Origin of the sequence: Agrococcus sp. SGAir0287 (assembly GCF_005484985.1) — a bacterium.
Taxonomy (GTDB): Bacteria; Actinomycetota; Actinomycetes; order Actinomycetales; family Microbacteriaceae; genus Agrococcus.
The window spans coordinates 2,833,673-2,857,533 of record NZ_CP027942.1 but is presented as its reverse complement, the minus strand read 5'-3'; the positions used below and the strand labels follow the sequence as shown (position 1 = coordinate 2,857,533).

Sequence of the window (23,861 nt, the reverse complement as noted above, 5' to 3'; positions counted from 1 at the left end):
GCGTCAGCGACCGGCCTCGGCCGCCCGCGCTCTCGCGTCCCGCTCGATCCCATCGAGCTCGTCCGCGATCCTCGTCCGCGGACGTCCGACGCGCTCGCCCGCCGCACGGAAGGCCTCGGCGAGGAGCGCATGCCCCGGCACGTCCATCGCCGACACGTCCTCGACGGCGCTGAGCCACGCGTCCGTGAGCACCGCCACCGCGTCGTCGTCGAGGTCGCGCGCGGCGAGCTGCACGAGCGGATGCGCGTCGACGGTCGAACGCGCCGGGCCGAGACCGGGCACGGCGCCCGCCCGCAGCAGCGCGGCGACGAGGTCCGCATCCTCCGACCGGAGCGTGGGATTCGCCATCAGCACGTTGAGCGGCGTGTGCGGCGACAGCGGCACGGAGGCGTCGACGCCGCGCTCGAGCAGCCACAGCGCGATCGCGAGGCGCTGGTCGGGGTCGGGGTTGCCGACGGCGAGGTCGAGGAGGGATCGCAGCGCTCGGTGGCCGCCGAGCCCGTCGATGAGGTCGAGCACCTCGTCGAGCGAGCCGACGAGCGCTCGCTCGTGGACCTCGCCGAGGGACGCGATCGCCGCCTCCGCCATCTCGAGGTCGACGGGGCGGTCGACGACGAAGCCCTCGTAGCCCCCGTTCGCCAGCATCTCGGCGCCGAAGCCGCCACCGGCGTTCACCGCCCAGCGCAGCTGCGGCACACCCGTCTCCGGCGCCCACAGCATCCGGAGCGGGTCGGCCGTGGCGATCCCGATGCCTGCGGCGGCGGCACGCCCGGCGTCGCGCGCACGGCGCAGCGCGGCCTCCGACGTCCGCCACTCCATGCCGTCGAGCCAGTGGATCGACTGGACGGCCGGGATCGTCCGCGCCTCGGGCAGCGGATCGCCGTCCCGAGCCGTCCCCGCCGGGCGGCGCACGATGGGGTAGTGGCCGTCGGCGTCGCGGTCCACGACGAGCGAGCGCAGCTCGGCGGGCACGCTCGCGAGCAGCGCGGCGTGGCTGTCGAACGCGTCCGGCTCGGCGTCCGCGCTGCCCGTCGGGAAGGCCATGAGGAGCGCACGCGGCCCCGTCGTCCTGTGCGTCAGATGCCAGGCCCAGGTGTGGCTGCCGGTACGCAGCACGCCCTGCGTCGCGGCGGGCACGAGGGTCGATCCCGCGAGCGCCGGACCGTCCCAGGGCACCGACCGGATCGCCGGGCGTCGATCCGGCTCGTCGCTCGTGCGCGTGGCGAGGACGTCGAGGATCCGCAGGCGCCTGCGCAGACCCCACGCGTCGAGGTCGTGCAGGAGCTCGAAGACCGCGTCGGCCTTCGCGAGGAGCAGGATCGCCTGCGGCCGATCCGAGAACTCCGGATCGGGCTGGCCCCGCAGCAGCAGCACGGCATGGCCGTCGACCCACCACAGCGGCGCGGATCGGATGCCGATCGATCGCATGAGCACGGACACCGGCGTGCGGCGATCGGCGGACAGTCGCGGGTCGCGCACGTCCATCGCGATCGCCGGTCCCCAGCGGGCGTCCATCGCCTCGTGCAGCCGGCGCGTCCACGCTCCGAGCGCGTCGACGGTCCACGGGTCGGCGACGCCGAGCGACGCCCACTGCACGTGATCGTCGGAGGGCCGCATGCGGATGCCGCCGACGCGAAGCGGCTCGTCGGGCTGGTCGCCGCCGCGCGACGTCTGCTCCCACCACGCGGTCGACGCGCGCTCGACGTCCTCGACGATCGTGGGGACGTCGGCGTCGGGCGGCACACCCGCGCCGAGGCGCCCGGCGTCCGTCGGGCGGGCCTGCTCGGGGTAGGGGCATGCGGCGAACCACGGCTCGAGGCGCGCGCGGAGCTCGTCGTCGCCCGCGGCGAGGTCGTCGACCGTGAAGGTGCCGCCCAGGCGGTGCGGCACGCGCAGCGCGGTGTCGAAGGCGAAGTCGTCGAGGCCGAAGCCGTTCTGCCTGCCGAGCTCGGTGAGGGAGGCGGGCACGTGCCAGTGCTCGCCGTCGAACCATGCGGCACCGGAGATGATCGGCACGACGTCGGCACCGGCGGCGACGAACGCGAGGTCGTGCGGCGCGGGCTGCCCGCTCGCATCCTCGCCGCGCGCCGCGACGAGCGATCGCAGATCGGCCGGCACCCCCGCGAGCAGGCGGCTCGAGAGGATGGTGCGGGCCTCGTCGAGCGCCGCGTCCATCGCGGCGTCGTCGTCCTCGGCGTACACGTCGACGATGCCCTGGTCCGCGCGGGCGAGGTCGTCGATGAGCTGCCGGGGCCCGCGCGCGGAGATGTCGCTCGTCGGATCGTGCACGAGGAGCAGCGCGCGTCCGTCGTCGGCGAAGATCCACACGGTCGTGGTGTCGCCGGCGTGCACGCTGCAGCGCGTCGCACCGATCGCCGTGTCGCGCAGGCGCACCTCGCCGACGCCGAGGAGCGAGCTCCTGATCCATGCCCGGCGGTGCAGCTCGACGACGTGCTCGCCGTGCATGATCCCGTCGTGGATCGTCCCCTCGTCGTCGAGCACGGCGGCCATGCCGCCCATCGCGAGGTCGCGCGGCAGCAGCACGGCGATCTGCCGCAGCATGCTCGTGCCGGGCTCGCCGGCCCATCCCGTGATGAGCGCGCAGTGCATGACGCCGCGATCCCACACCTCGGCCTCCGGGATCCGGAGCGAGACGAGGAGGTGGTCGAGGATGCTCTCGGGCATGGCCTCGGCGCCCGCGACGCGCGGCGTCCGCACGACGGGATCGCCCCACGTCTCGCGCAGCACGCGACGCACGTCCTGCGTCCATGCGGCCACCTGCGCGACGTGCTCGTTCGCGGGATGCGCGAGGTCGGCCTCGGCGATCGGCGCGGCGGCATCGTCCTCGCCCGGGTCGTAGGCGCCCGTCGGCATCAGCCACACGCCCTGCGCCTGCTCGAGCTCGACGCCGTCGACCACGAGCTCCTCGGCCGTCTCGTCGATCAGCCGCCCGACCAGTCGGTCGACGAAGGCCGGCAGCTCGGCGAGCTCGACGGGGGCGACGTAGGCGGGGCCGTCGTCGTCGGTCGCCTGCGGCTCGTCGTTCGCCATCGTCGGTCCTCCTCGTGCCGGTCCCTCCCAGCACGGTAGGACGTGCACCCCGCAGGTTCGCCGAGCGTCAGCGCAGCAGGGGCAGCCAGTCGACGCGCTCGGCGCTCCCCGGCACGAGCACGCCGGCGCGCACGTGCACGCTGCCCGCGCACGGGATCGCCAGGAGGTCGCCGGGTGCGACGTCGGCGACGAGCGGCGCGGTCGCGACGATGCGGCCGTCGCGGACGACCGCGGAGCGGCGGCGGCGAGCCGTCGACGCGCGGCCCACGAGCCGCGTCTCGGCCCAGTCGAGCGGGGCGTCCCCCGCGTCGACGTCGAGCGCGATGCCCACGAGGTCCTCCGTCGACGTCACCGCGACGACCATCGCGACGACGACGGAGGCGACGCGGTCGGGCGAGGGCACGCCGCCGGTGCCGGGCACCACCGCGGCGCCCGCGTGCACGCACGGGGTGCCGGTGACGGCGACGACCGCGCGCAGCGACAGGCCGCCGACGACGACGTCGTCGATGCGTGCCCGGGTGTCCTCGGGCCACGCGTCGAGGGCGATCGGATCCGGCAGCGTGCGGCGAAGGCTCGGCAGCTGGTCGGTGAGGGTCATCGCGTGCCCTGCCCCTGCGACGCGACGCCGAGGCGTCGGATGCGGATGCGGCTGCCGGTGGCGGGGATGCGCACCTCGAAGGAGGAGGACGCGGCCGGGGCGTCGGCCCATTCGACGGGCTCCGATGTCGGTTCCATGCGCCGATCGTGCGCGCCCGACCGCGACCACGGGTGCATCCTCGCGATCTCCTCGCGCTCCGCGGCCACATCCGCATGCGATCCCGACGGCATCCGTGCGCGCGACGCGCTCCCGCGCGGCCGTGCGCCTGCGATGCACGCCGCGCACGAGCACGAGGCGCGGTGACCGCCGCTACCACGCCCGCCTCGTCACGAGCCGGAAACAGCAGCCCCCGTAGGATCGCGACATGGGCGACCTGTTCGAGGACTACGACAAGCCCTTCGCGAATCCGCCGAAGCGCCAGGGCACCCCGTGGGACGAGATGTTCGACGCGTCCGGCACCCCGAGGGCGCCGTATCGCGAGATCCATGCGGCCCTCAGCGCGATGACGCAGGAGGAGCTGCGCGGCCGCGCCGATGCGCTCGCGCGCTCGTACCTCGCGCAGGGCGTCACCTTCGACTTCGCCGGCGAGGAGCGGCCCTTCCCGCTCGACGCCGTGCCGCGCGTCATCACGAGCGAGGACTGGGCGCACGTCGAGTCGGGTGTGCGGCAGCGCGTCCTCGCGCTCGAGGCGTTCCTCGCCGACATGTACGGACCGCAGCGCGCGGTGGAGGACGGCATCATCCCGGCGGCGCTCATCTCGTCGTCGACGCACTTCCATCGGCAGGCGGCGGGCGTCGTCGGGGCCAACGGCGTGCGCATCCACGTCTCCGGCATCGACCTCATCCGCGACCAGGACGGCGAGTGGCGGGTGCTCGAGGACAACGTGCGCGTGCCCAGCGGCGTCTCGTACGTCATCTCGAACCGCCGCGTCATCGCGCAGACGCTGCCCGAGATGTTCGCCTCGATGCGCGTGCGACCCGTCGGCGACTACCCCGACAAGCTGCTGCATGCGTTGCGCCTGAGCGCGCCGGCAGGCGTCGACGACCCGACGGTCGTCGTGCTCACGCCCGGCGTCTACAACTCGGCGTACTTCGAGCACACGCTCCTCGCGCGCCTCATGGGCGTGGAGCTCGTCGAGGGCCGCGACCTGTTCACGAGCGGCGGCCGCGTCTACATGCGCACCACCGAGGGGCCGCAGCGCGTCGACGTCATCTACCGTCGCGTCGACGACGACTTCCTCGACCCGCTGCAGTTCCGTCCCGACTCGATGCTCGGCAGCCCCGGCCTCATGCTCGCCGCGCGTCTGGGCAACGTGACGATCGCGAACGCGGTCGGCAACGGCATCGCCGACGACAAGCTCGTCTACACCTACGTGCCCGACCTCATCCGCTACTACCTGAACGAGGAGCCGATCCTCAAGAACGTCGACACGTGGCGGCTCGAGGACGAGGGCGCGCTCGAGGAGGTGCTCGACCGGCTCCACGAGCTCGTCGTGAAGCCCGTCGACGGCTCCGGCGGCAAGGGCCTCGTCGTGGGCCCGGATGCGACCGAGGAGGAGCTCGACGAGCTGCGGCACCGGCTCATCGCCGACCCGCGCGGCTGGATCGCGCAGCCGGTCGTGCAGCTGTCGACCATCCCGACGCTCGTCGAGGACGGCATGCGGCCGCGCCACGTCGACCTGCGCCCGTTCGCGGTGCACGACGGGCACGACGTGTGGGTGCTGCCCGGCGGGCTCACGCGCGTGGCGCTGCCCGAGGGGCAGCTGGTCGTGAACTCGTCGCAGGGCGGCGGCTCGAAGGACACCTGGGTGCTCGGCGACCCGCGCGAGCCCGCGCCGCTCGCCGACGTCGACGCCGAGTTCGGCGGCTCGGGCGAGCCCATGACGCGCCCGATCTCGATCATCGCCGGCCACGAGCATCCCCAGGATCAGAGCCCGCAGGACACCGGCACGAGCCGGCAGGCCGAGCAGCAGCAGCAGTCGCAGCGCGCGAGCGAGGGAGGTGGAGCATGCTGAGCCGCATCGCCGAGAGCCTGTTCTGGATCGGTCGCTACATCGAGCGCGCCGACGGCACCGCCCGCATCCTCGACGTGTACCTGCAGCTGCTGCTCGAGGACACGTTCGTCGACGAGGACACCGCGTGCCGCGCCCTGCTCGGCGTCATGGGCAACGACGCGCCGCCCGAGCGCACGCTGCGCCGCGGCGACGTCATCACGTCGCTCGCGATCGACCGCATGGAGACGGCGTCGATCGCCTACTCGGTGAACGCCGCTCGCGAGAACGCGCGCCGCGCCCGCGAGATCATCTCCACCGAGCTGTGGGAGGTGCTCAACACGACGCACGCGGGGATGCCCAGGCGCGTGTCGGGCGAGAAGGTGCACGAGCTCTTCGGCTGGGTGCGCGAGCGCGCTGCGCTCGCAACCGGCATCGCCGACTCGACGGCGAGCCGCGACGACGCCTGGTCGTTCCTCACGCTCGGCCGCTCCCTCGAGCGCGCCGACATGACGGCGCGCCTGCTCGCGACGCGCGCGCTCACCGAGGACGCGAGCCCGTCGTGGACGGCGATCCTGCGCTCCGTCGGCGCGTACGAGGCGTACCTGCGCACCTATCGCGGCGTGCCGTCGTCGACGAACGCCGCCGAGTTCCTGCTGCTCGACCGCCTCTTCCCCCGCTCGGTGCTGTTCAGCGTGCTGCGCGCCGAGCAGTGCCTGCGCGACATCGAGCCGCGGCACGAGCGCGTCGGCTACGGCGACAGCGCGCAGCGCATGCTCGGCCAGGTGCGTGCCGAGCTCGAGTTCCGACCCATCGGAGAGATCATCGAGAACCTCGCGAGCGTCATGGATCAGGTGCAGACGACCACGAGCACGGTCTCGCAGGCGGTGCGCGAGCGCTACTTCCCGACGCACAACCTGCCGGCATGGGTGGGGGAGCGGGCATGAGCCGCATCCGCATCCGGCACACGACCGGCTACCGCTACAAGGCGCCCGCCGTCGCGTCGTACAACGAGGCGCGGATGCTGCCGTCGACGAGCGACGGCCAGTTCGTCATCTACTCGAACCTCGACGTGCGTCCCTCGACGTCGGTGAACACCTACGAGGACTACTGGGGCACGAAGGTCACGTCGTTCGACGTGCTGTCGCCGCACACCGAGCTGCAGCTGACGGCGACGAGCCTCGTGGAGGTGCGGCCGCGGCTCACGGTCGGCCGCGACTTCACGTGGGAGCAGCTCGGCAAGGTGTCGCGGCGCACGACGGGCCACGTCGAGCAGCTCGGCCAGACCGACCGCACGCGGCCGCTCGACGACCTGGTCGAGTCCGCGAAGGGCATCGTGGAGGAGACGGAGACGCCCGGCGAGGCAGCTGCGGCGATCGCCCGCTACGTCGGCGAGCAGATACAGTACATGTCGGGCGTGACGCATGTGCACACGAATGCGCACGAGGCATGGGCGAAGCGGAAGGGCGTGTGCCAGGACATCGCGCACGTGACGATCGGCGCGCTGCGCGCCGTCGGCATCCCGGCGCGCTACGTCTCGGGCTATCTGCACCCCAGGCCCGACGCGCAGATCGGCGAGACCGTCGTCGGCGAGAGCCACGCCTGGGTGGAGTGGTTCACGGGCGACTGGATCGCGTGGGATCCCACGAACCTCATCGACATCGGCGAGCGGCACGTGAAGATCGGCTACGGCCGCGACTACGCCGACGTCGCTCCGCTGCGCGGCGTCTACGCCGGGGCCGGCGGCTCGGAGCTGTTCGTGACGGTGGAGATCACGAAGGAGTCCTGAGGGCTCGGCCACGTGCGGCGCCGGGCGGCGGCGTGCAGCGGAGGCGCAGACGGCGGTCAGCATGGCGTGCGGCGCACGTCGTACGGTGCTGGCATGTCGACGCCACCGCTGCCGTGTGCCGTGCGCGTGGAGGCGTTGCGGGCCGGAGCGTTCGCCGGCGCGCTGCTCGGCGTCGGCCTCTCCCTCGTCAACCTCGCGGCGCTCGTCGCGCTCGTGGTGCTGCCGCTCGGGCTCCACACGGGACTGCCCGTGCTGCCGGCGCCCGCCGACGGCGTGCCGCCCTCCGAGCTCGCCGAGGCCGCCCTCCCCCGGCTGCGCACCGCGGCCGGCGTGGGCGCGATCCTGCTCGCGATCGGCGTGCTCGTGTCGGCGTGGATGCTGTCGCGCCACGTGCCCTCGCCGGCTCCGGTGGTCGCTGCAGCGTGCGTGCTCACGCTCCTCGGCGTCGCGGCGACCGGCATCGTGACGACGGCGGCCGTGTGGCCGACGCTGCCGATCCTCACGGGCATCGGCGGCATGCGGTGGGCGATCGTGCTGGCGTGCGCCCTCGGACTCGACGGCGCGCTCGTCGGCGCCCTCGTGCACGCCTGGGTCGTGCGGCGGATGCGCGCACGGCGACTGCGGGACGACGGCGACGACGGGACTGTGCGGGCCCACGCGCAGACCGCGTCCCGATGATGGTCAGCAGACGCTGCGGTGCATGCCCTAGCGTCCGGCCATGACGATGCCCGCGCCGCCGCTCCCACCGCTGCCGCGCGCCGCGCGGGCCGGCGCCGTCCGGGCCGGCGTGGTCGCGGGTGCCCTGCTGGGCGTCGGGCTGTCGCTCATGAACCTCGCCGTGCTCGTCAGCGCCGTGCTGCTGTCGCTCGGCCTCGGGGTGGGCATCCTCACGATCATGTGGGGTCCGGCCGACGACATCCCCGTCGAGGAGCTGGTGTCGGGCGTCGCGGTGCCGCTCGTCGTCGCAGGCCTCGTCGGGCTCGTGCTCCTCGTGCTCGGGGTCGTGGCATCGGTGCTGCTGCTGCGCCGCCGCGTGCCCCGGGCGGGTGGGGTCGCGGCGGCGGCGTGCGCGCTCACGACGGTCGGCACGGTCGTGGTCGGGCTCGTCACGACGACCGCCGCCTGGCCCGCGCTGCAGGTGCTCGGCGGCGCGTCGAACGTCCCGTGGGCGATCGCGCTCGCCGTGGTGCTGGGCCTCGCAGGCGCGCTCGTCGGCGCCGTCGTGCATCCCTGGGTCGCGCGACGGATGCGCGCGCGATGGCTCGGGGTCGAGGGTGCAGCGCCGCGCTGACGAGAGCGTCCTCGCGCCAGCGAGGAGCATTCGCGACGAATTCCGCGATTCGACTTGCGCGAGGAAGAATTCCATGGATATGCTCGCTCTCGTCCACGGCGCTTGCCGCAATCCCGTCGAGAGAGGAGCTGCCATGTTCATGACCGCATCGTGCATCGGCCCGGCCCTCGTCTCCGGGACGCACTGACACCGCGGACACGTCGGCACCACCGGCAGCGCTCGTCTCGAGTCGCGCCGATCGTGCATCGTCTGCCCACGCAGCGCCCGCCTGCCGCCTCTCGGCCATCGCCGTGAGCCGCGCGTCGCGGAGCACGCGTCGGCGTGACCGCCTCTGACGCCGTCGAGCGCATCCGCTCGACGTCGACGCGCATTCGCGAATGCGATTCCACGCGCAATTTTTTTCCCGTGCATGCGGAATCCAGCGCGCATTCTCGCGCACGATTCCGCGCGCATTCGCGAATGCATCCTCCCCCCATTCCGGCGCGCCCGCGCGCCATCGCAGAAGGACACCACCCATGTCGACCATCTCCCAGCCCCTGCGGCTCGCGGCCCGGCGGCCGGCGTCGCGGGCCAGGCGGGCGCTGCTCGCGCTCGCCGAGGCGCTCGCGCAGCTCGCCCTGCAGCACCCCGAGCCGCGGGACGACGCGTTCCGCGCCGACGCGCAGGATCGTCGCGAGCGCGACGCCCTGCGACTGCAGTCGCTCACCGCACCCCTGCGGTGACCGCCGCACGCGCGGGCCCCGCAGCCCGCATCCCGTCTCGAGGGGCCGCCCATGCCGGGCGGCCCCTCGTTCGCGTGCGGCGCGGAGGCGTACGCTCGCCTCCATGAGCAGCACGAAGACGGGGTTCAGCGACGAGGAGCGGGCCGCGATGCAGCAGCGCGCCGAGGAGCTGCGCTCGACGAAGGGCCTCAAGGGCGCGGCGCGCCTCGCGAAGGAGCTCGAGTCGTGCGTCGAGGCGATCGACGCGCTCGAGGGCACCGACCAGCAGGTGGCGTCCGCGCTGCACCGCATCGTGACCGAGGTCGCGCCGGACCTCGCACCGAAGACCTGGTACGGCTTCCCCTCGTACGCGCGCGGCGGGAACGTCGTGGTGTTCTACCAGCCGGCCTCGAAGTTCGACACGCGCTACGGCACCGTCGGCTTCCAGCAGGACGCCGCGCTCGACGACGGACCCATGTGGGCGACGTCGTTCGCGGTCGTCGACGTCACGGACGACGTCGAGCGACGGCTGCGCGAGCTCGTGGCGAAGGCGGCCGGCACCGCCTGACGGCGGCTGCTGGAGCCCGGCTCAGGCCGGGCCGGCCGTCAGCACGGCCTCGCGCTCGACGGGCGTGCTGCGGTCGACGACGCCTCGCAGCTCCTCGAGGAAGCGGGTCACGACGGCGGCCTCGTCCTCCGTGAGCCGCGCGGCGACCTCGCGGATGTCGTCGGTGAGCGCGTCGTCGCCGGCGAGGTGGTCGTTGCGGCTGCGCGGCAGCACGATCTTGCTGCGCCCGTCGTCGGGATGCGGGCGCAACGACACGAGGCCGCCCTTGTCCATGCGCTTCAGCATCACGGACATCGCCGGCCTCGACAGTCCGACGTGCTCCGCGAGCTCCGAGGGCGTCGGCGGCTCGTCGATGTCGTCGAGCTCGAAGACGCGGCGCAGCACCGAGCGCTCGATCGCGCTCGCCTCCGACAGCGCCTCGCGCCTGCGCTCCAGTCGCGCCTCCGCGAGCCGCAGCTCCTCGAGCGCGGCGGCGACGGTCTCGGCTGTACCCATGGCTTCCGTCCTCCCGTCTCGACAGCATGCACCGATGCGGCCGCATGCGCAGGGGGTTGCGGTTCGCGATGCTTCGGTCGCTGAACCATCCGCCGCGATGGGCGGCCCGCGAATCCTTTGTCGGTGGTGCTCGATAGACTGGCACGCGTCTGGAAAGTAGTTGCCATCCACAACTATCTCGTCGATCCCGGCGCAGAGGAGAGGACATGATGGCGATCGCCCAGGCTCGCGCGCAGGAGGGCTCCGCACGATGGGGCGCCTGACCTACGGCACGTCGACGTACGAGATCGAGGACCGGATGCTGCAGCATCTGCGGGCGGTCGTAACGGCGAAGCTGCGCCGCCACGAGAGCTTCACGATCTCGTGGCACGTCGACCTCGCGCACGGGTCGGGTCGCGTCTCGCTGTGGGTGCATCCCGCGGTGCCGATCGTCTTCACGTTCTCGGGCTCGCGCGTGCCGCCCCTCAACCCGCAGTGGGTCGACGCGATGATGACGCTCGCCGGCACGGCGCAGGGGCTCGTGCTCGTGACGGAGGAGGAGGCCGCCGCGATCGGCAAGGGCGGGCGCGCACCGCGCGTGTGAGCGCGCTGACGCGCACGACGAGGCGATCCCTGCGTCCGCTGGGTCGGACGCAGGGATCGGGTCAGGGCCGGTCGGACGGGCGCGGCGGCTGCCAGCGCTGGAACGACAGCTCGCCGCCCTGCCGGCCGCCGAAGGGCCGGCCGTGGTCGGCGTACTCCTCGCGCACGTACGCGAGGCGCCACGGTCCCATCTCGATGCGGGCGCCCGTGCGCAGCACGCGCGGCTGGGGCTCGCCCTCGTCGCGCGAGGCCGAGCCGCCGCCGACGACGCCGCGCGCGTGCAGCACGTACTCGTCGTCGCCGCGGTGCTCGATCTCGGCGTGGATGGGGTCGAGGCCCTCGAGGCGCAGGTCGGCGTCCTCGCTCGAGCCGATCGTCGTGCGGTCCGGCAGCAGGTCGAACTCGTAGGGCACGGCCGGCGTCCACGCACCGGTGCCGACCGCGAACACGAGCCGCGGTCGTCCCGAGCCGGGGGTCGCGTGCGTCGTCGTCGGGCGGCGACGGATGCGCCTGGCGAGCGTCGGCGCGATCGGCAGCAGCGTCGACGGCGGCAGCGACACGTCCGCGAGCTGCTCGCCGCGGCCGAGGCGCGCGATCGCGGCGGGGCTGCCGACCGCGACGTGATGCGAGCCCGTCACGAGTCGCTGCACCGCGTTCGCCTTCACGTCGCCGAACGAGACGAGCGTCCCCTCCGGGCCGTCGATGCGCACCGAGACCCCGCGCTTCGCGAGGTCCTCGGCGAGCGGCGCGAGCTCGCGCAGCGCGCGCCTGCCCGAGGGTCGCGGCAGCCGGGAGGCGTCGTCGACGGTCACGACGACCTCGCGCCCGGCGGCCGAGACGGTGGCGGCGAAGGCCGTGCCCTCGCCATCCGCCGACAGCTCCGCGACCGAGAGGTCGATGTCGAACCGGATCACGATGCGCTCAGCGCTGCTCGGCGTGGCCCGAGGCGTCGTCGCTCGTCGTGATGCGCAGCGTGCCGTGCACGCGCCACGTCGCCCGCGGCGAGTCGGGGCCGATGTCGCGCGGCACCTCGATGAGCATGTCGTCGAACGTGTAGTTGACGACGGCGTTGCGACCCGTCAGGTACGACCACATCTCGCGGCCCAGGTCGGTCCAGTCGGCGATCGTGGCGCCCTCGGGCCCCTTCGCGTGCGTCTCGTGTGCGTCGGTCATGGGGAGACCTCTCTCGTGGGGTGGATCTGTCCTCGCCTGAGCATCCTCATCCGCATCGCGATGTCGCGCCTAGGGCTGTACAAGGCGTCGAGGATGCGCTGCGATGCACTCCGTGTGACGGCGCGTGACGCCGCCGGCGGGAGCCGTCGCGCCGCGCGCCTAGCCTGGGAGGCATGGCCGATCGCGAGCACGGGTTCCGTACGCGCGCCATCCACGCAGGCAACCTTCCCGACGCCGTGCACGGATCCCGCGCGCTCCCCATCCATCAGTCCACCGCGTTCGTCTTCGACGACACCGCCGATGCCGCGGCACGCTTCGCGCTGCAGAAGTACGGCAACGTCTACTCGCGCCTGTCGAACCCGACGGTCGCGTCGTTCGAGGAGCGGATCGCGAGCCTCGAGGGCGGCCTCGGCGCCGTCGCGACGGCGTCGGGGCTCGGCGCGGAGTTCATCGTCTTCGCCGCGCTCGCGGGCGCAGGCGACCACATCGTCGCCGCGTCGAGCCTGTACGGCGGCACCGTGACGCAGCTCGACGTCACCCTGCGCCGCTTCGGCGTCGAGACAACGTTCGTCGCCTCCGACGACCCCGCGGACTTCGCGGCTGCCATCACCGACCGCACGCGGCTCGTGTTCGTCGAGACCGTCTCGAACCCCTCGGGCGCCGTCGCCGACCTCGAGGGCCTCGCGGACGTCGCGCACGCGGCCGGCGTGCCGCTCGTCGTCGACGCGACGATCGCGACGCCCTACCTCAACCGGCCGATCGAGTGGGGCGCCGACATCGTCGTCCACTCCGCGACGAAGTTCCTCGGCGGGCACGGCACGACCCTCGGCGGCGTCGTCGTCGAGTCGGGCAGGTTCGACTGGGCCAACGGCCGCTTCCCGCTGCTCGACGAGCCCGTGCCGCACTACGGCGGGCTCACGTGGAACGGCAACTTCGGCGAGTACGCCTTCCTCACGCGGCTGCGCGCCGAGCAGCTGCGCGACATCGGCCCCGTGCTGTCCGCGCAGTCGGCGGCGCAGCTCGCGCAGGGCGTCGAGACCCTGCCGCTGCGGATGCAGGCGCACGTCGACAACGCACGGATCGTCGCCGAGTGGCTCGAGCAGGATGCGCGCATCGAGCGCGTGCACTGGGCGGGCCTGCCGTCGCATCCCCACCACGAGCGTGCGGCGAGGTACCTGCCGAAGGGGCCCGGCTCGGTCTTCTCGTTCGACGTCGCCGGCGGCCGCGCCGTGGGCCAGCGGCTCATCGAGTCGGTCGACCTCGCGAGCCACGTCGCGAACATCGGCGACACGAAGACGCTCATCATCCATCCCGCATCCACGACCCACGCGCAGCTCACCGAGCAGCAGCTCGTCGAGGCCGGCGTCGGCCCCGGGCTCGTGCGGCTCTCGGTCGGCCTCGAGGATGCGGACGACATCATCCACGACCTCGACCAGGCGCTGCGCCTCGCGACGGAGGACCGATGACCGACACGACCGCGCAGCCGGACACCGAGCTCGTCACGCTGCAGAACGGCCTCACCTGCCAGATCCCCGCCTCGTCGCCGCTCGCGCGGCTGCTGCGCAGCCAGCGCACCTGGGTGGGGCCGGATGCGAAGGAGCGCCTGGCGATCCTGCGTCGCGCGCGCACGATCGCGATCGTCGGCGCCTCGCCGAACCCCACGCGCTCGTCGTACTTCGTCGGCACGTACCTGCAGCAGTCGAGCGACTACGAGCTCTGGTTCGTGAATCCCAACGCATCCGAGATCCTCGGGCAGCCGGTCTACCCCGACCTGCGGTCGCTGCCCGGCGTACCGGACGTCGTGGTCGTCTTCCGGAAGGCGTCCGACATCCCGTCGGTCGTCGACGAGGTCGTGGCGATCGGCGCCTCCACCATCTGGGTGCAGCTGGGCATCTGGAACGAGGAGGCCGCGTACGACGCGGAGGCGAAGGGGCTCACGGTCGTCATGGACCGCTGCATCAAGGTCGAGCACGCTCGCTTCCACGGCGGCCTGCACCTCATGGGCTTCGACACGGGCCAGATCAGCTCGCGCCGCACGCTGCGCTGACGCGTCGGCGGCGGATCGACCGCCGACGCCGACGCGCCGTCAGCGCGCGTGGTGCCGACCGCGCGGCACGACGAGCGGACCGCCGCTCACCGGATCCTCGACGACGAGGGCGTCGAGCCCCAGGACCTCGTGCACGAGCTCGCTCGTGAGCACGTCGCCCGGCGCCCCTGCCGCGACGAGCCGCCCCTCCTTGACCGCGAGCAGATGGTCGGCGTAGCGCGCGGCGAGGTTGACGTCGTGCAGCACCATCGCGATCGTCGTGCCGCGCGCGCGGTTGAGGTCGGTGAGCAGGTCGAGCACCTCGATCTGGTGCGCGAGGTCGAGGAACGTCGTCGGCTCGTCGAGCAGCAGCACGTCGGTCTCCTGCGCGAGCGCCATCGCGATCCACACGCGCTGGCGCTGCCCGCCCGAGAGCTCGTCGACGGGACGGTCGGCGAGCTCGACCGTGTGCGTGAGCTCGAGGGCGCGGGCGACGGCGGCGTCGTCGCCGGGGGCCCAGCTCTGCAGCAGCCTGCGGTGCGGATGCCGGCCGCGGGCGACGAGGTCGGCCACGACGATGCCCTCGGGCACGATCGGCGTCTGAGGCAGGAGGCCGAGCCTGCGCGCGAGCGCCCGCGAGGGCATGCCGTGGATGTCGGCGCCGTCGAGCACGACGGTGCCCGTCGAGGGGCGCAGCAGCCGGGCGAGCACGCCGAGCAGCGTCGACTTGCCGGATGCGTTCGCGCCGACGATGACGCTGATGCGACCGGCCGGCACCTCGATGCCGAGATGGTCGAGCACCGTGCGGTCGCCGTACCCGGCGACGACGTCGTGCGCGGCGAGCGAGGTCGCGGCCGTGGCGATCGGTGCAGCGGTCACAGGGAACCTCCGGAGCGGCTCTGGCGAGCGAGGAGCAGGAGCAGGTACGGGGCGCCGACGATGCCCGTGATGATGCCGACGGGGAAGCGCAGGTCGAAGGCGTGCTGGCCGAGCAGGTCGCACAGCAGCACGAGCGTCGCGCCCGTGAGGCCGGCGGGCAGGACGGCCGGGGCGCCCGGTCCGACGAGCCGCGAGGCGATGGGGCCGGCGAGGAAGGCGACGAAGGCGATGGGGCCGGTCGCGCTCGTCGCGACGGCCGAGAGGGCGACGGCGCCGAGCAGGAGCAGCAGCCGCACGCGGCTCGCGCGCACGCCGAGCCCGATCGCGGCCGCGTCGCCGAGCTCGAGCTGCGGCAGCCGCGTCGAGAGCACGAGCAGCAGCGGCGCGAAGAGCGCGAGCGCGACCGCGAGCCACACGACGTCCTCCCACCGCATCCCGTTCAGCGAGCCGGAGAGCCAGCGCATCGCGGTCGCGACGTCGAAGGAGGAGGCGCGCAGCAGCAGCCAGCCGACGACGGCGTCGAGCATGGCGCCGATGCCGATGCCGACGAGGATGATGCGCGCGCTCGCAGCCGAGCCGACCGAGACGGCGAGGATGAGGGCGGCCGTGAGCAGGCCGACGACGAGCGCGAGGATCGCGACGGACGCGCCCGACCAGCGCAGCACGAGGATGCCGAACACGGCGGCCGCCGAGGCGCCGGCGGTGATGCCGATGATGTCGGGGCTCGCGAGCGGGTTCCGCAGCAGGCGCTGCACGGTCGAGCCTGCGAGGCCGAAGGCGAAGCCGGCCAGCAGCGCCATGACGGCGCGCGGCATCCGCAGCGTCCCGATCGTGAAGGCGCCGTCGGCGTCGGTGCCGAGCACGGCGCCGCCGACGACGCCGAGGATCTGCGCCGGCGAGTAGACGGTGTCGCCGAGCATCACGGATAGCAGCAGGAGCGTGAGCGCGGCGCCCGCGAGGATCCCCGTGACGATGCGCGCCCGACGGCCGCGTCGGCGGCGGGCGGCGACGAGCGCGGCGACGTCGATCGTGGCGGGCGGTGCGGCGGTCATGGTCATCTACAGCCCCTGCATGCGGGTTCGTCGGGCGATGAGGACGAGCACGGGCGCGCCGACGAACGCGGCGACGATGCCGGCCTCGACCTCGGCGGTGTCCTGGATGAGGCGGCCGACGACGTCGGCGAGCAGCAGCAGGCCGGCGCCGCCCAGCAGCGACGCGGGCAGCAGTGCGCGGTGGTTCGCGCCGACGAGGAGGCGCAGCACGTGCGGCACGACGAGGCCGATGAAGCCGATGGGGCCGGCGAGCGCCGTCGCCGCCCCGCAGAGCACGACGCCGGCCACGGCTGCGACGAGGCGCGCTGCGCCCGTGCGCACGCCGAGTCCCGTCGCCGCCTGCTCGCCGAGCGCCATGGCGTCGAGCGCGGGTGCGCACAGGAGGCCGACGACGGCGGCGACGCCGATGACGGGGGCGACGACGGCCATCCGATCCCACTCGGCACCGCCGATGCCGCCGATCTGCCACTGGCGGAAGATCGTCATGACGTCGGTGCGGGGCAGCAGGATCGCGCCGACGAGCGACGACAGCGCCGCGCTCGTCGCTGCGCCCGCGAGTGCGAGCTTGATGGGCGTGGGGCCGCCGCGGCCGAGCGAGCCGACCACGTACACGAAGGTCGCGGCGAGCGCGGCGCCGACGAGCGCGAGCGCGAGGTACTGCCACGGCGAGACGATGCCGAGGAACGCGATCCCGACGACGACGGCGAGCGCGGCGCCGCCGTTGACGCCGAGGATGCCGGGGTCGGCGAGGGGATTGCGCGTGACGCCCTGCATGAGCGCCCCGGCGAGGCCGAGCGCGGCGCCCGCGACGAGCCCGAGCACCGTGCGCGGGATGCGCTCGCGCACCGCGATCGCGTCGAGCCCGCCCGTCGTCGAGTCGAGGACCGCACGGAGCGCGGTGGCGGGGTCGACGTCGCGCACGCCCAGCGCGAGGGAGGCGACGATCGCCAGGACCACGATGCCCGCGCTCGTGACGAGGGCGATCGTGGTCCTGGGCGCGCGCGACGCGGTGCGTCGCGCGGCGATCGTCGTCGTGGTCACGGCACCTGCTGCGCGGCGGCGTCGAAGGTCGTGACGTAGTCGTCGAGCGCCCACGGGATCGACAGCGGCGTCGGCGTGAGCGCCGCGGCGACCGGAGTGCCATCGGTGAGCAGCGCGACTGCGCCGGAGCGGATGGCGGGGATGGTGCCGAGCAGCGGGTCGGCCTGCATCGCCTCGAGCAGCGACTGGTCGCCGTAGGCGACGAACAGGTCGACGTCGTCGAACGTGTCGGCCCGCTCGGCGCTCACCGCGCCGAAGAACTGCCCCTCGTTCGCCTCGCCGAGGCTCGTGACCGAGCCGGCGGTCGTGAGACCGAGGTCCTCGAGGTACTGCACGCGGGTGTCGAGCGGCGTGTAGGCGCTGATCGTCGACAGGTCGGTGGGGTCGACGAACACCATGGCCGTCGAGAGGCCCGCGAACGCCGACCCCTCGGTCGCCGCCGCGATCTGCGCCTCGATGTCGGCCTGCACGGCTGCGGCCTCGTCCTCGAGCCCGAGCGCCTGGCCCGTGATGGCGAGCGACTCGCGCCACGGCGTGCCCCACGCGTACTCGGGGAAGGCGACGGTCGGCGCGATCTCGCTGAGCGTCGCGTAGTCCTCCTCGGTGAGGCCCGAGTAGGAGGCGAGGATGACGTCGGGGTCGGACTCGGCGACGGCCTCGAAGTCGATGCCGTCCGTCTCGTCGAAGAGCGCGGGCGTCTCGGCGCCGAGCTCGTCGAGGGCCTCCGCCGTCCACGGCAGCACGCCGTCGCCGTCGTCGTCGCCGTAGGTCTGCGCCGCCATGCCGACCGGCACGACGCCCAGCGCGAGGGCGATGTCCTGGTTCGCCCAGTTGACCGTCGCGACGCGCTCGGGGGTGCCGACGATCTCGGTGGTGCCGAACGCGTGCTCGATCGTGATCGTGTCGCCGGACGCGGCGCCGTCGCCGGGGGCGGCGGTCGACGAGCAGGCGGCCAGCGCGGCCACGATGGGGAGGGCGAGGGAGAGCCGGAGGGCTCGCTGCATGGGACTGCCTTCGATCTGCATGGGGAGGGGAGGCGGCGCGACGTCGCGCTCGTTGGTGAGGGTAGCCTAACCAAAGTCCCCAGCGCGATCCGGGCGTCACCCGATCCGATGCACGCCGGCGTTCCCGTCTCGCTCCCACCTGCGGCACAGGCGCATCCAGCACGATGGAGCGGTGACGACCGACGAACGCCAGGATTTGGGCACGCCCGCATCCTCGGTCGGTCACAGCCCCGAGGCCGAGCGTGCCTATCGGGCGTCGATCGCGCCGCCGCCGCGGCCCCCGCTGCCGCCCGAGCAGCTCGAGCGTGCGCGCTTCGCGGGTGGCGTGGGCGGCGCGATGCTGCTGCTCGGCGCCGATCTCGTCGGCCTCGGCGTGCTGCTGCTCCTGCTGCCGCTCGTGCTCGACTCCGTCGTGCGCCGGCTCGCCGACGTGCTGCCCGAGGTGGAGCCGGGCGTCGTCGCAGACGGCGTCGCCCAGCTCTACGCGGGCCCGTGGCCGTGGGTGGCCGCGCTGCTCGTCGTCGCGGGGATCGCGCTCGCCGCGGGTGGCGGGCTCGTGAGCGTCCGCGTGCTGCGCGCCGCGGGCCTCGCGCATCCCGTGCGCCTCACGCTCGCCGCGTTCGCGCTCGCGCTGGCCGGGCGCATCGTGCTCAACATCTTCACCGCGCCCTTCTCGAGCCTGCTCTCGCCGCTGCTCGAGCGCGGCATCGCAGGGCTCGCCGAGGGTGGGCTCGTCGCGGTCGGCACGGTCGTCGGGCTGCTGATCGCGTGCGCGATGAACGTCGCGATCGCCTCGGCGACCGCCATGCTCGCGTGGTGGTTCGTCGCCCACCGCATGCGCCCGCCGGCGCCGGAGGTCGAGCCGGAGGAGCCCTCCTGGTCGTCGCTCCTGCGGCACCACCACCAGCCGCACTGACGCGCGGCGAGCGTCTCGCCTGACGGCTCGCTCCTCGGCGGGAGCCCCCGTCGGCGAGGCAGACGCGTCGTGCGTTCGGGGGCGCCGCGATCGGCGACCCGAGCAGCCGCGATGCGATCGCGCGACCGTTCGCGGTCGCCACGCTTGACCCAGCGCGCCGCTCGTGTTCTACTGTCAACAGTCGAACACGAAGGGCGGTTCGACGGCCCTCCTCAAGGGCTCGCGCCGTACCAGGCCGCATCGCAAAGGAGCGATACGCATGAAGAGAGCGCTGCACCGGCTGCTCGATCGGCTGGATCTCGCCGTGCAGATGCTGTGCATCCTGCTGCTCGGGCTCGTCATCGTCGGCGTCATGTGGCAGGTGCTCGCGCGCTACGTCACGAGGGGTTCCACGGCATGGACGGCCGAGCTCGCGTCCTACGCGTTCGTGTGGCTCGCGATGCTGGCCATCGCGCTCGGCGTGCGGCGCGGACGGCACATGGTGCTCGACATCTGGGAGTACGTGCCCTACCGACGCTGGCTCGCTCGCCTCATCGACTCCGTCGCCTTCCTCATCGTCGCGGGCACGCTCCTGCTGCTGCTCGCCTTCGGCATCGAGGGCCTCGGCGCCGCCTGGAGCCGCACGGCGCCCGGCCTCGGCATCTCGACCGGCTGGGTCGCGCTCGCCGTACCCGTCGGCTCGGCCCTCGCGCTCGTGTTCGCCGTCGAGGCCTGGTGGCTCAGCGTCAACGCCGACGAGGGCGAGGATCCGCTCGACGCCCCGCTCATCCATCAGCCCGCCGACCTCATCGTGATCAAGGGAGAGGTGTGATGGGACCGACGATCCTCTCGAGCTTCGGCGCAGCGATGCTGCTGCGCGTGCCGGTCGGCTTCGCGCTCGCAGCCGCGTCCTTCGTGGCGATCTGGCTCACGACCGACGCCCCGCTGTCCGTCGGAGCCCAGCGCCTCGTCGCAGGCATGACCCCGTTCCCGCTGCTCGCGATCCCGCTGTTCGTGCTCGCGGGCGCGGTCATGAACGAGGGCGGGATGACGAAGCGCATGCTCGACCTGGCCGACTCGATCGTCGGCGGCATGCGCGCAGGCATCGCACAGACCACGGTGCTCTCGTCGCTGTTCTTCGGCGGCATCTCCGGCTCCGCCGTCGCATCGATCTCGAGCCTCGGCCGCATCCTCATCCCCGCGATGAAGGAGCGTCGGTACAAGCCCGCGTACGCCTCGGCCGTCATGGCTGCGGCGCCCGTCGTCGATCCGATCATGCCGCCGTCGATCACGATGATCGTCTACGGCGTCGTGAGCGGCACGTCGATCGGCGCGCTCTTCTTCGCCGGCATCGTGCCCGCGCTGCTCTACGTCGTGATCCTCATGGTCGTCGTGCACGTGACCTCGCGCTGGCTCGGCTTCACCGACGAGGCGATCGCCGAGGCGAAGATGCTGCATCGCCCGATCGGCACGATCGCGAAGGAGGACCGGCCCAGGTTCTGGCCGTCGCTGTGGAAGGCCACGCCGGCCCTGCTGCTGCCGATCGTGATCCTCGGCGGCATCCGCTTCGGCTGGTTCACCCCCACCGAGGCCGCGGCCGTGGCCGTCGTCTACGCCCTCGTCGTCGGCATCTTCGTGTACCGCGAGCTGACGTGGAAGCGCTTCGTGTTCGGCATGGCCGACTCGGCGCTCGTGGTCGGGCTCATCATGCTCGTGCTCGCAGCTGCGCAGATCTACTCGTGGGCGCTCACGCTCGGCTTCGTGCCGCAGACGGCCGCCGAGGCGATCTTCGCCGTCACGGAGAACCCGATCATCCTGCTGCTGCTCATCAACGCGGTGCTGCTCGTCGTCGGGATGTTCATCGAGGCGAACGCCGCCCTCATCATCCTCACGCCGATCCTGTACCCGGTCGCGGTGGAGGCGGGGATCGACCCCGTGCACCTCGGCATCATCATCGTCGTCAACCTGAGCGTCGGCCTCCTGACCCCGCCTGTCGGCATCGGGCTCATGCTCGCGGCCGAGATCGGCAAGGTCTCGATGCTGCGCGCCGTCAAGGCCGTGCTGCCCTTCCTCCTCGCCGGCCTGCTCTTCCTGCTGCTCATCACGTTCGTGCCGGAGATCTCGCTCTGGCTGCCGAACCTGATGATGCCGTGACCTCGTCCCGCCCCACCCATCCACCAAGGAGCACCATGCATCAGCGCACCATCGTCCGCAGCGTCGCGGTCGGCGCCATCGCCCTCGTCGCCCTCACGGGCTGCCGTCCGAGCGACTCGGCCCCCTCGGGGTCGGGCGAGAGCGAGCCGCTCACCCTCGTCCTCGGCCACGCCGGCAGCGACACCGACGCGCGGCAGGACGCCTCGATCCGCTTCGCCGAGCTCGTGAGCGAGGCCTCCGACGGTCAGATCACGGTCGAGATCCACCCCGCGTCCACCCTGGGCACGTGGGAGGAGATGATCGAGGGCCTGCAGCTGGGCTCGACCGACATCGTGATCGAGAGCCTCCTCTCGCTCGAGTCGTACACCGAGCTCGCGAGCGTCGAGACCGCGCCGTTCCTCTACGAGGACTACGACCAGTTCGAGGCGGTCTGGAGCGGCGACCTCGGCACCGAGATCGTCGACGCCGTGAGCGAGGCGTCGGGCTACGAGCCGATCGGCAACCTCTACCGCGGCCCGCGCGTGCTGACGACGAGCGACCCCGTCGCATCCATCGCCGACGTGCAGGGCATGACGATCCGCACGCCGAGCGCACCCACCATGCTGCAGACGTGGGAGTCGATCGGCGCGCGCGCCGAGGCGCTGCCCTTCAACGAGGTCTACTCCGCGCTCGAGTCCGGCGTCATCGACGGCCAGGAGAACCCGGTCGACGCCATCCTCTTCAACTCGATCTACGAGGTGAACCCGTACATCGCCGAGACGAACCACGTCTACGCGAACTACCACTTCATCCTGTGGGAGGAGGCCCTCGAGGGCCTCACGGACGAGCAGCAGACGATCATCCGCGACGCGGCCGAGCAGGTCGGCGTCGAGTACACCGAGAACACGATCGCGCAGAACGAGGAGTACCGCGCCGAGCTCGAGGCCGGCGGCGCAGTGTTCGCCGAGATCACCGACCGCGACGCATGGGTCGAGGCGACCCAGCCCGTCGTCGACGGCCTGCCCGACCAGGTGCAGACGTGGGTCGAGGAGATCCGCGCCATGTGATCGGCACCCCCGAACACGCGGGGCTCTCGGACCTGGACATCCGAGGGCCCCGCGCCCCCACCCGCCGCCCGTGCGCTCGGACACGGTCGGCGCCACCTCGCCATGCCCGCGTGCTCGACGCGTCGGCATCCCACCGAGCAGGAAGGCATCACCATGAACCTCCACGAGCTGCTGCAGGAGCGCGAGGCCGCGGGCGACCCCATCCGGGTCGGCCTCATCGGCTCCGGCCGCTTCGGCACCATGTACCTGTCGCAGGCCAGGAACATCCCCGGCATCCGCGTCGCCGCGATCGCCGACATCGACACGGCCAGGGCGCGCGAGTCCCTCGCTCGCGTCGGATGGCCGGAGGATGCGATCGTCGACTCGGTCGACGACCTCGCCGAGGGCCGCACCGCCGTGATCGCGAACGCGATGGACCTCTTCCGCACCGACATCGACGTGGTGGTGGAGGCGACGGGCAACCCCATCGTCGGCATCGCGCACGCGCTCGCCGCGATCGACTCGGGCAAGCACGTCATGATGGTCACGGTCGAGGCGGATGCGCTCGCGGGCCCCGCGCTCGCGAAGCGCGCGAAGGAGGCCGGCGTCGTCTACTCGATGGCGTTCGGCGACCAGCCCGCGCTGATCTGGGAGCTCATCGACTGGGCGCGCACGTCGGGCTTCGACGTCGTCTGCGCCGGCAAGGGCGCCAAGTACCTGCCGGGCTACCACCAGATGAACCCCGCGAACGTCTGGGACCACTGGGAGTTCTCGGACGAGCTCAAGCAGTCGGGCCAGCTGAACCCCAACATGCACACCTCGTTCCGAGACGGCACGAAGGCGGCCATCGAGATGGCGGCCGTCGCGAACGCGGCCGGGCTCGTGCCCGGCGACGCGGGCCTCACGTTCACGCCCGGGAACCTCGAGGAGATCGCGACCGTCTGCCGTCCGAAGGAGGTCGGCGGCGTGCTCGAGCACGAGGGCACCGTCGACGTCATGTCGTCGTACACGCGCGAGGGCGACTGGATCCCCCACAACACCCAGGAGGGCGTCTTCGTCGTCGTGAAGGCGACGAACGACTACGTCGCGAGCTGCTTCCAGGAGTACCCGTGGCACCCGGACCCGACGGGGCAGTACGCGGCGCTCTACCGCCCGTACCACTACGTGGGCCTCGAGCTGAACGTGTCGATCGCGAACGCCGTCCTGCGCGGCGTCGCGACCGGCACCGCCGTCGGCTTCACGGCCGACGTCGTCGCGACGGCGAAGACGGATCTCGCGGCCGGTGCGACGCTCGACGGCGAGGGCGGGTTCGCGGTCTACGGCAAGCTCGTCTCCGCGCGGACGTCCGTGCGCGAGGGCTACCTGCCGGTCGCGCTCGCGCATCACGTGCCGCTGCGCCGCGACGTCCGGCAGGGCGAGTCCGTGCGCTGGGACGACGTCGAGATCGACGACTCGCTCGCACAGGCGATCGAGCTGCGACGCGAGACCGAGGCGCTCGCGGCATCCGCCGTCCGATGACGGCGTCGAGCCGAGGGCTCGCGCTCGTG

The 23,861-nt window shown here is 72.9% G+C and carries 25 protein-coding genes; 15 read left to right on the top strand and 10 right to left on the bottom strand.

Features of this window, described 5'->3' with window-relative positions:
• Positions 1 to 3 precede the first annotated feature (3 nt).
• The 3 genes from C1N71_RS13560 to C1N71_RS15060 all read right to left on the bottom strand — a co-directional run bounded on the left by C1N71_RS13560 (position 4) and on the right by C1N71_RS15060 (position 3,786).
• The gene (locus tag C1N71_RS13560) at positions 4 to 3,051 is read right to left on the bottom strand and encodes a hypothetical protein (RefSeq protein ID WP_137756894.1); all 3,048 of its coding nucleotides are present in this window, start codon (positions 3,049 to 3,051) and stop codon (positions 4 to 6) included.
• A 67-nt stretch (positions 3,052 to 3,118) separates the two neighbouring features.
• On the bottom strand, positions 3,119 to 3,649 hold the full coding sequence (locus C1N71_RS13555; RefSeq protein WP_137756893.1) for a hypothetical protein: 531 nt from the start codon (positions 3,647 to 3,649) through the stop codon (positions 3,119 to 3,121).
• Positions 3,646 to 3,786 carry a hypothetical protein gene (locus C1N71_RS15060; RefSeq protein ID WP_175414233.1) on the bottom strand — a complete coding sequence of 47 codons (141 nt, stop codon included), beginning with the start codon at positions 3,784 to 3,786 and terminating at the stop codon, positions 3,646 to 3,648. Before C1N71_RS15060 ends, C1N71_RS13555 begins: the two co-directional genes overlap by 4 nt.
• Before the next feature lie 227 nt (positions 3,787 to 4,013).
• Between C1N71_RS15060 and C1N71_RS13550 the strand changes: the two genes are divergently transcribed.
• The 7 genes from C1N71_RS13550 (at position 4,014) to C1N71_RS13520 (ending at position 9,988) form a co-directional block, all read left to right on the top strand.
• Complete coding sequence (locus C1N71_RS13550; RefSeq protein ID WP_137756892.1) at positions 4,014 to 5,663, top strand: circularly permuted type 2 ATP-grasp protein; 1,650 nt, start codon at positions 4,014 to 4,016, stop codon at positions 5,661 to 5,663.
• On the top strand, positions 5,657 to 6,586 hold the full coding sequence (locus C1N71_RS13545; protein ID WP_137756891.1) for an alpha-E domain-containing protein: 930 nt from the start codon (positions 5,657 to 5,659) through the stop codon (positions 6,584 to 6,586). Before C1N71_RS13550 ends, C1N71_RS13545 begins: the two co-directional genes overlap by 7 nt.
• Positions 6,583 to 7,428, top strand: a complete 846-nt coding sequence (locus C1N71_RS13540) for a transglutaminase family protein (protein WP_137756890.1) — start codon at positions 6,583 to 6,585, stop codon at positions 7,426 to 7,428. Before C1N71_RS13545 ends, C1N71_RS13540 begins: the two co-directional genes overlap by 4 nt.
• A 93-nt stretch (positions 7,429 to 7,521) precedes the next feature.
• Positions 7,522 to 8,106 carry a hypothetical protein gene (locus C1N71_RS13535; protein ID WP_137756889.1) on the top strand — a complete coding sequence of 195 codons (585 nt, stop codon included), beginning with the start codon at positions 7,522 to 7,524 and terminating at the stop codon, positions 8,104 to 8,106.
• 40 nt (positions 8,107 to 8,146) lie between these two features.
• Positions 8,147 to 8,719, top strand: a complete 573-nt coding sequence (locus C1N71_RS13530; protein WP_137756888.1) for a hypothetical protein — start codon at positions 8,147 to 8,149, stop codon at positions 8,717 to 8,719.
• Between the two features lie 515 nt (positions 8,720 to 9,234).
• Complete coding sequence (locus C1N71_RS13525) at positions 9,235 to 9,441, top strand: hypothetical protein (RefSeq protein WP_137756887.1); 207 nt, start codon at positions 9,235 to 9,237, stop codon at positions 9,439 to 9,441.
• Between the two features lie 103 nt (positions 9,442 to 9,544).
• Entirely contained in the window at positions 9,545 to 9,988 is a 444-nt protein-coding gene (locus C1N71_RS13520) for a hypothetical protein (RefSeq protein WP_137756886.1), read from the top strand.
• Positions 9,989 to 10,009: 21 nt separating this feature from the next.
• Here the strand turns inward: C1N71_RS13520 and C1N71_RS13515 are convergent, their stop codons facing one another.
• Positions 10,010 to 10,483 carry a MarR family winged helix-turn-helix transcriptional regulator gene (locus C1N71_RS13515; protein WP_137756885.1) on the bottom strand — a complete coding sequence of 158 codons (474 nt, stop codon included), beginning with the start codon at positions 10,481 to 10,483 and terminating at the stop codon, positions 10,010 to 10,012.
• A 250-nt stretch (positions 10,484 to 10,733) separates the two neighbouring features.
• Between C1N71_RS13515 and C1N71_RS13510 the strand changes: the two genes are divergently transcribed.
• Positions 10,734 to 11,066, top strand: coding sequence for a DUF7882 family protein (locus C1N71_RS13510; protein WP_137756884.1), 333 nt, complete (start codon positions 10,734 to 10,736; stop codon positions 11,064 to 11,066).
• A 61-nt stretch (positions 11,067 to 11,127) separates the two neighbouring features.
• Here the strand turns inward: C1N71_RS13510 and C1N71_RS13505 are convergent, their stop codons facing one another.
• Together C1N71_RS13505 and C1N71_RS13500 are read right to left on the bottom strand one after the other, a co-directional pair.
• Positions 11,128 to 11,979, bottom strand: a complete 852-nt coding sequence (locus C1N71_RS13505; RefSeq protein WP_175414232.1) for an FHA domain-containing protein — start codon at positions 11,977 to 11,979, stop codon at positions 11,128 to 11,130.
• A 7-nt stretch (positions 11,980 to 11,986) separates the two neighbouring features.
• Positions 11,987 to 12,238: a hypothetical protein gene (locus tag C1N71_RS13500; protein WP_137756883.1), complete on the bottom strand. Its 252-nt coding sequence runs from the start codon at positions 12,236 to 12,238 to the stop codon at positions 11,987 to 11,989.
• A gap of 173 nt (positions 12,239 to 12,411) precedes the next feature.
• On the opposite strand from C1N71_RS13500, the gene C1N71_RS13495 reads away from it, so the two are divergent.
• Together C1N71_RS13495 and C1N71_RS13490 are read left to right on the top strand one after the other, a co-directional pair.
• On the top strand, positions 12,412 to 13,704 hold the full coding sequence (locus tag C1N71_RS13495) for an O-acetylhomoserine aminocarboxypropyltransferase/cysteine synthase family protein (RefSeq protein ID WP_137756882.1): 1,293 nt from the start codon (positions 12,412 to 12,414) through the stop codon (positions 13,702 to 13,704).
• A complete protein-coding gene (locus C1N71_RS13490) occupies positions 13,701 to 14,285 on the top strand; it encodes a CoA-binding protein (protein WP_137756881.1) in 585 nt (194 codons plus the stop codon). Before C1N71_RS13495 ends, C1N71_RS13490 begins: the two co-directional genes overlap by 4 nt.
• Positions 14,286 to 14,324: 39 nt before the next feature.
• Here the strand turns inward: C1N71_RS13490 and C1N71_RS13485 are convergent, their stop codons facing one another.
• From C1N71_RS13485 to C1N71_RS13470, 4 genes are read right to left on the bottom strand one after another with little or no spacing between them, the layout of a single operon-like run.
• A complete protein-coding gene (locus tag C1N71_RS13485; RefSeq protein WP_137756880.1) occupies positions 14,325 to 15,143 on the bottom strand; it encodes an ABC transporter ATP-binding protein in 819 nt (272 codons plus the stop codon).
• Positions 15,140 to 16,201 carry a FecCD family ABC transporter permease gene (locus C1N71_RS13480; protein WP_137756879.1) on the bottom strand — a complete coding sequence of 354 codons (1,062 nt, stop codon included), beginning with the start codon at positions 16,199 to 16,201 and terminating at the stop codon, positions 15,140 to 15,142. Before C1N71_RS13480 ends, C1N71_RS13485 begins: the two co-directional genes overlap by 4 nt.
• Positions 16,202 to 17,236, bottom strand: a complete 1,035-nt coding sequence (locus C1N71_RS13475; protein WP_175414231.1) for a FecCD family ABC transporter permease — start codon at positions 17,234 to 17,236, stop codon at positions 16,202 to 16,204.
• Complete coding sequence (locus C1N71_RS13470) at positions 17,233 to 18,240, bottom strand: iron-siderophore ABC transporter substrate-binding protein (RefSeq protein WP_137756878.1); 1,008 nt, start codon at positions 18,238 to 18,240, stop codon at positions 17,233 to 17,235. The genes C1N71_RS13475 and C1N71_RS13470 overlap by 4 nt, the downstream gene beginning before the upstream one ends.
• 172 nt (positions 18,241 to 18,412) lie before the next feature.
• Here C1N71_RS13470 and C1N71_RS13465 point away from each other — a divergent pair, with 172 nt between their 5' ends.
• From C1N71_RS13465 to C1N71_RS13445, 5 genes are all read left to right on the top strand, one after another.
• Positions 18,413 to 19,156, top strand: coding sequence for a hypothetical protein (locus C1N71_RS13465; RefSeq protein WP_137756877.1), 744 nt, complete (start codon positions 18,413 to 18,415; stop codon positions 19,154 to 19,156).
• Between the two features lie 259 nt (positions 19,157 to 19,415).
• The gene (locus tag C1N71_RS13460) at positions 19,416 to 19,967 is read left to right on the top strand and encodes a TRAP transporter small permease (protein ID WP_137756876.1); all 552 of its coding nucleotides are present in this window, start codon (positions 19,416 to 19,418) and stop codon (positions 19,965 to 19,967) included.
• Positions 19,967 to 21,289, top strand: coding sequence for a TRAP transporter large permease (locus tag C1N71_RS13455; protein WP_137756875.1), 1,323 nt, complete (start codon positions 19,967 to 19,969; stop codon positions 21,287 to 21,289). The genes C1N71_RS13460 and C1N71_RS13455 overlap by 1 nt, the downstream gene beginning before the upstream one ends.
• Before the next feature lie 35 nt (positions 21,290 to 21,324).
• Complete coding sequence (locus tag C1N71_RS13450) at positions 21,325 to 22,335, top strand: TRAP transporter substrate-binding protein (protein WP_137756874.1); 1,011 nt, start codon at positions 21,325 to 21,327, stop codon at positions 22,333 to 22,335.
• Between the two features lie 153 nt (positions 22,336 to 22,488).
• On the top strand, positions 22,489 to 23,832 hold the full coding sequence (locus C1N71_RS13445; RefSeq protein WP_137756873.1) for an NAD(P)H-dependent oxidoreductase: 1,344 nt from the start codon (positions 22,489 to 22,491) through the stop codon (positions 23,830 to 23,832).
• The last annotated feature ends 29 nt before the right edge of the window (positions 23,833 to 23,861 follow it).

Excerpts from the sequence above, each read along its gene's own strand:
- C1N71_RS13560 (WP_137756894.1), bottom strand. The coding sequence starts at position 3,051 with ATGGCGAACGACGAGCCGCAGGCGACCGACGACGACGGCCCCGCCTAC.
- C1N71_RS13555 (WP_137756893.1), bottom strand. The coding sequence starts at position 3,649 with ATGACCCTCACCGACCAGCTGCCGAGCCTTCGCCGCACGCTGCCGGAT.
- C1N71_RS15060 (WP_175414233.1), bottom strand. The coding sequence starts at position 3,786 with ATGGAACCGACATCGGAGCCCGTCGAATGGGCCGACGCCCCGGCCGCG.
- C1N71_RS13550 (WP_137756892.1), top strand. The coding sequence starts at position 4,014 with ATGGGCGACCTGTTCGAGGACTACGACAAGCCCTTCGCGAATCCGCCG.
- C1N71_RS13545 (WP_137756891.1), top strand. The coding sequence starts at position 5,657 with ATGCTGAGCCGCATCGCCGAGAGCCTGTTCTGGATCGGTCGCTACATC.
- C1N71_RS13540 (WP_137756890.1), top strand. The coding sequence starts at position 6,583 with ATGAGCCGCATCCGCATCCGGCACACGACCGGCTACCGCTACAAGGCG.
- C1N71_RS13535 (WP_137756889.1), top strand. The coding sequence starts at position 7,522 with ATGTCGACGCCACCGCTGCCGTGTGCCGTGCGCGTGGAGGCGTTGCGG.
- C1N71_RS13530 (WP_137756888.1), top strand. The coding sequence starts at position 8,147 with ATGACGATGCCCGCGCCGCCGCTCCCACCGCTGCCGCGCGCCGCGCGG.
- C1N71_RS13525 (WP_137756887.1), top strand. The coding sequence starts at position 9,235 with ATGTCGACCATCTCCCAGCCCCTGCGGCTCGCGGCCCGGCGGCCGGCG.
- C1N71_RS13520 (WP_137756886.1), top strand. The coding sequence starts at position 9,545 with ATGAGCAGCACGAAGACGGGGTTCAGCGACGAGGAGCGGGCCGCGATG.
- C1N71_RS13515 (WP_137756885.1), bottom strand. The coding sequence starts at position 10,483 with ATGGGTACAGCCGAGACCGTCGCCGCCGCGCTCGAGGAGCTGCGGCTC.
- C1N71_RS13510 (WP_137756884.1), top strand. The coding sequence starts at position 10,734 with ATGGGGCGCCTGACCTACGGCACGTCGACGTACGAGATCGAGGACCGG.
- C1N71_RS13500 (WP_137756883.1), bottom strand. The coding sequence starts at position 12,238 with ATGACCGACGCACACGAGACGCACGCGAAGGGGCCCGAGGGCGCCACG.
- C1N71_RS13495 (WP_137756882.1), top strand. The coding sequence starts at position 12,412 with ATGGCCGATCGCGAGCACGGGTTCCGTACGCGCGCCATCCACGCAGGC.
- C1N71_RS13490 (WP_137756881.1), top strand. The coding sequence starts at position 13,701 with ATGACCGACACGACCGCGCAGCCGGACACCGAGCTCGTCACGCTGCAG.
- C1N71_RS13480 (WP_137756879.1), bottom strand. The coding sequence starts at position 16,201 with ATGACCATGACCGCCGCACCGCCCGCCACGATCGACGTCGCCGCGCTC.
- C1N71_RS13470 (WP_137756878.1), bottom strand. The coding sequence starts at position 18,240 with ATGCAGCGAGCCCTCCGGCTCTCCCTCGCCCTCCCCATCGTGGCCGCG.
- C1N71_RS13460 (WP_137756876.1), top strand. The coding sequence starts at position 19,416 with ATGAAGAGAGCGCTGCACCGGCTGCTCGATCGGCTGGATCTCGCCGTG.
- C1N71_RS13455 (WP_137756875.1), top strand. The coding sequence starts at position 19,967 with ATGGGACCGACGATCCTCTCGAGCTTCGGCGCAGCGATGCTGCTGCGC.
- C1N71_RS13450 (WP_137756874.1), top strand. The coding sequence starts at position 21,325 with ATGCATCAGCGCACCATCGTCCGCAGCGTCGCGGTCGGCGCCATCGCC.
- C1N71_RS13445 (WP_137756873.1), top strand. The coding sequence starts at position 22,489 with ATGAACCTCCACGAGCTGCTGCAGGAGCGCGAGGCCGCGGGCGACCCC.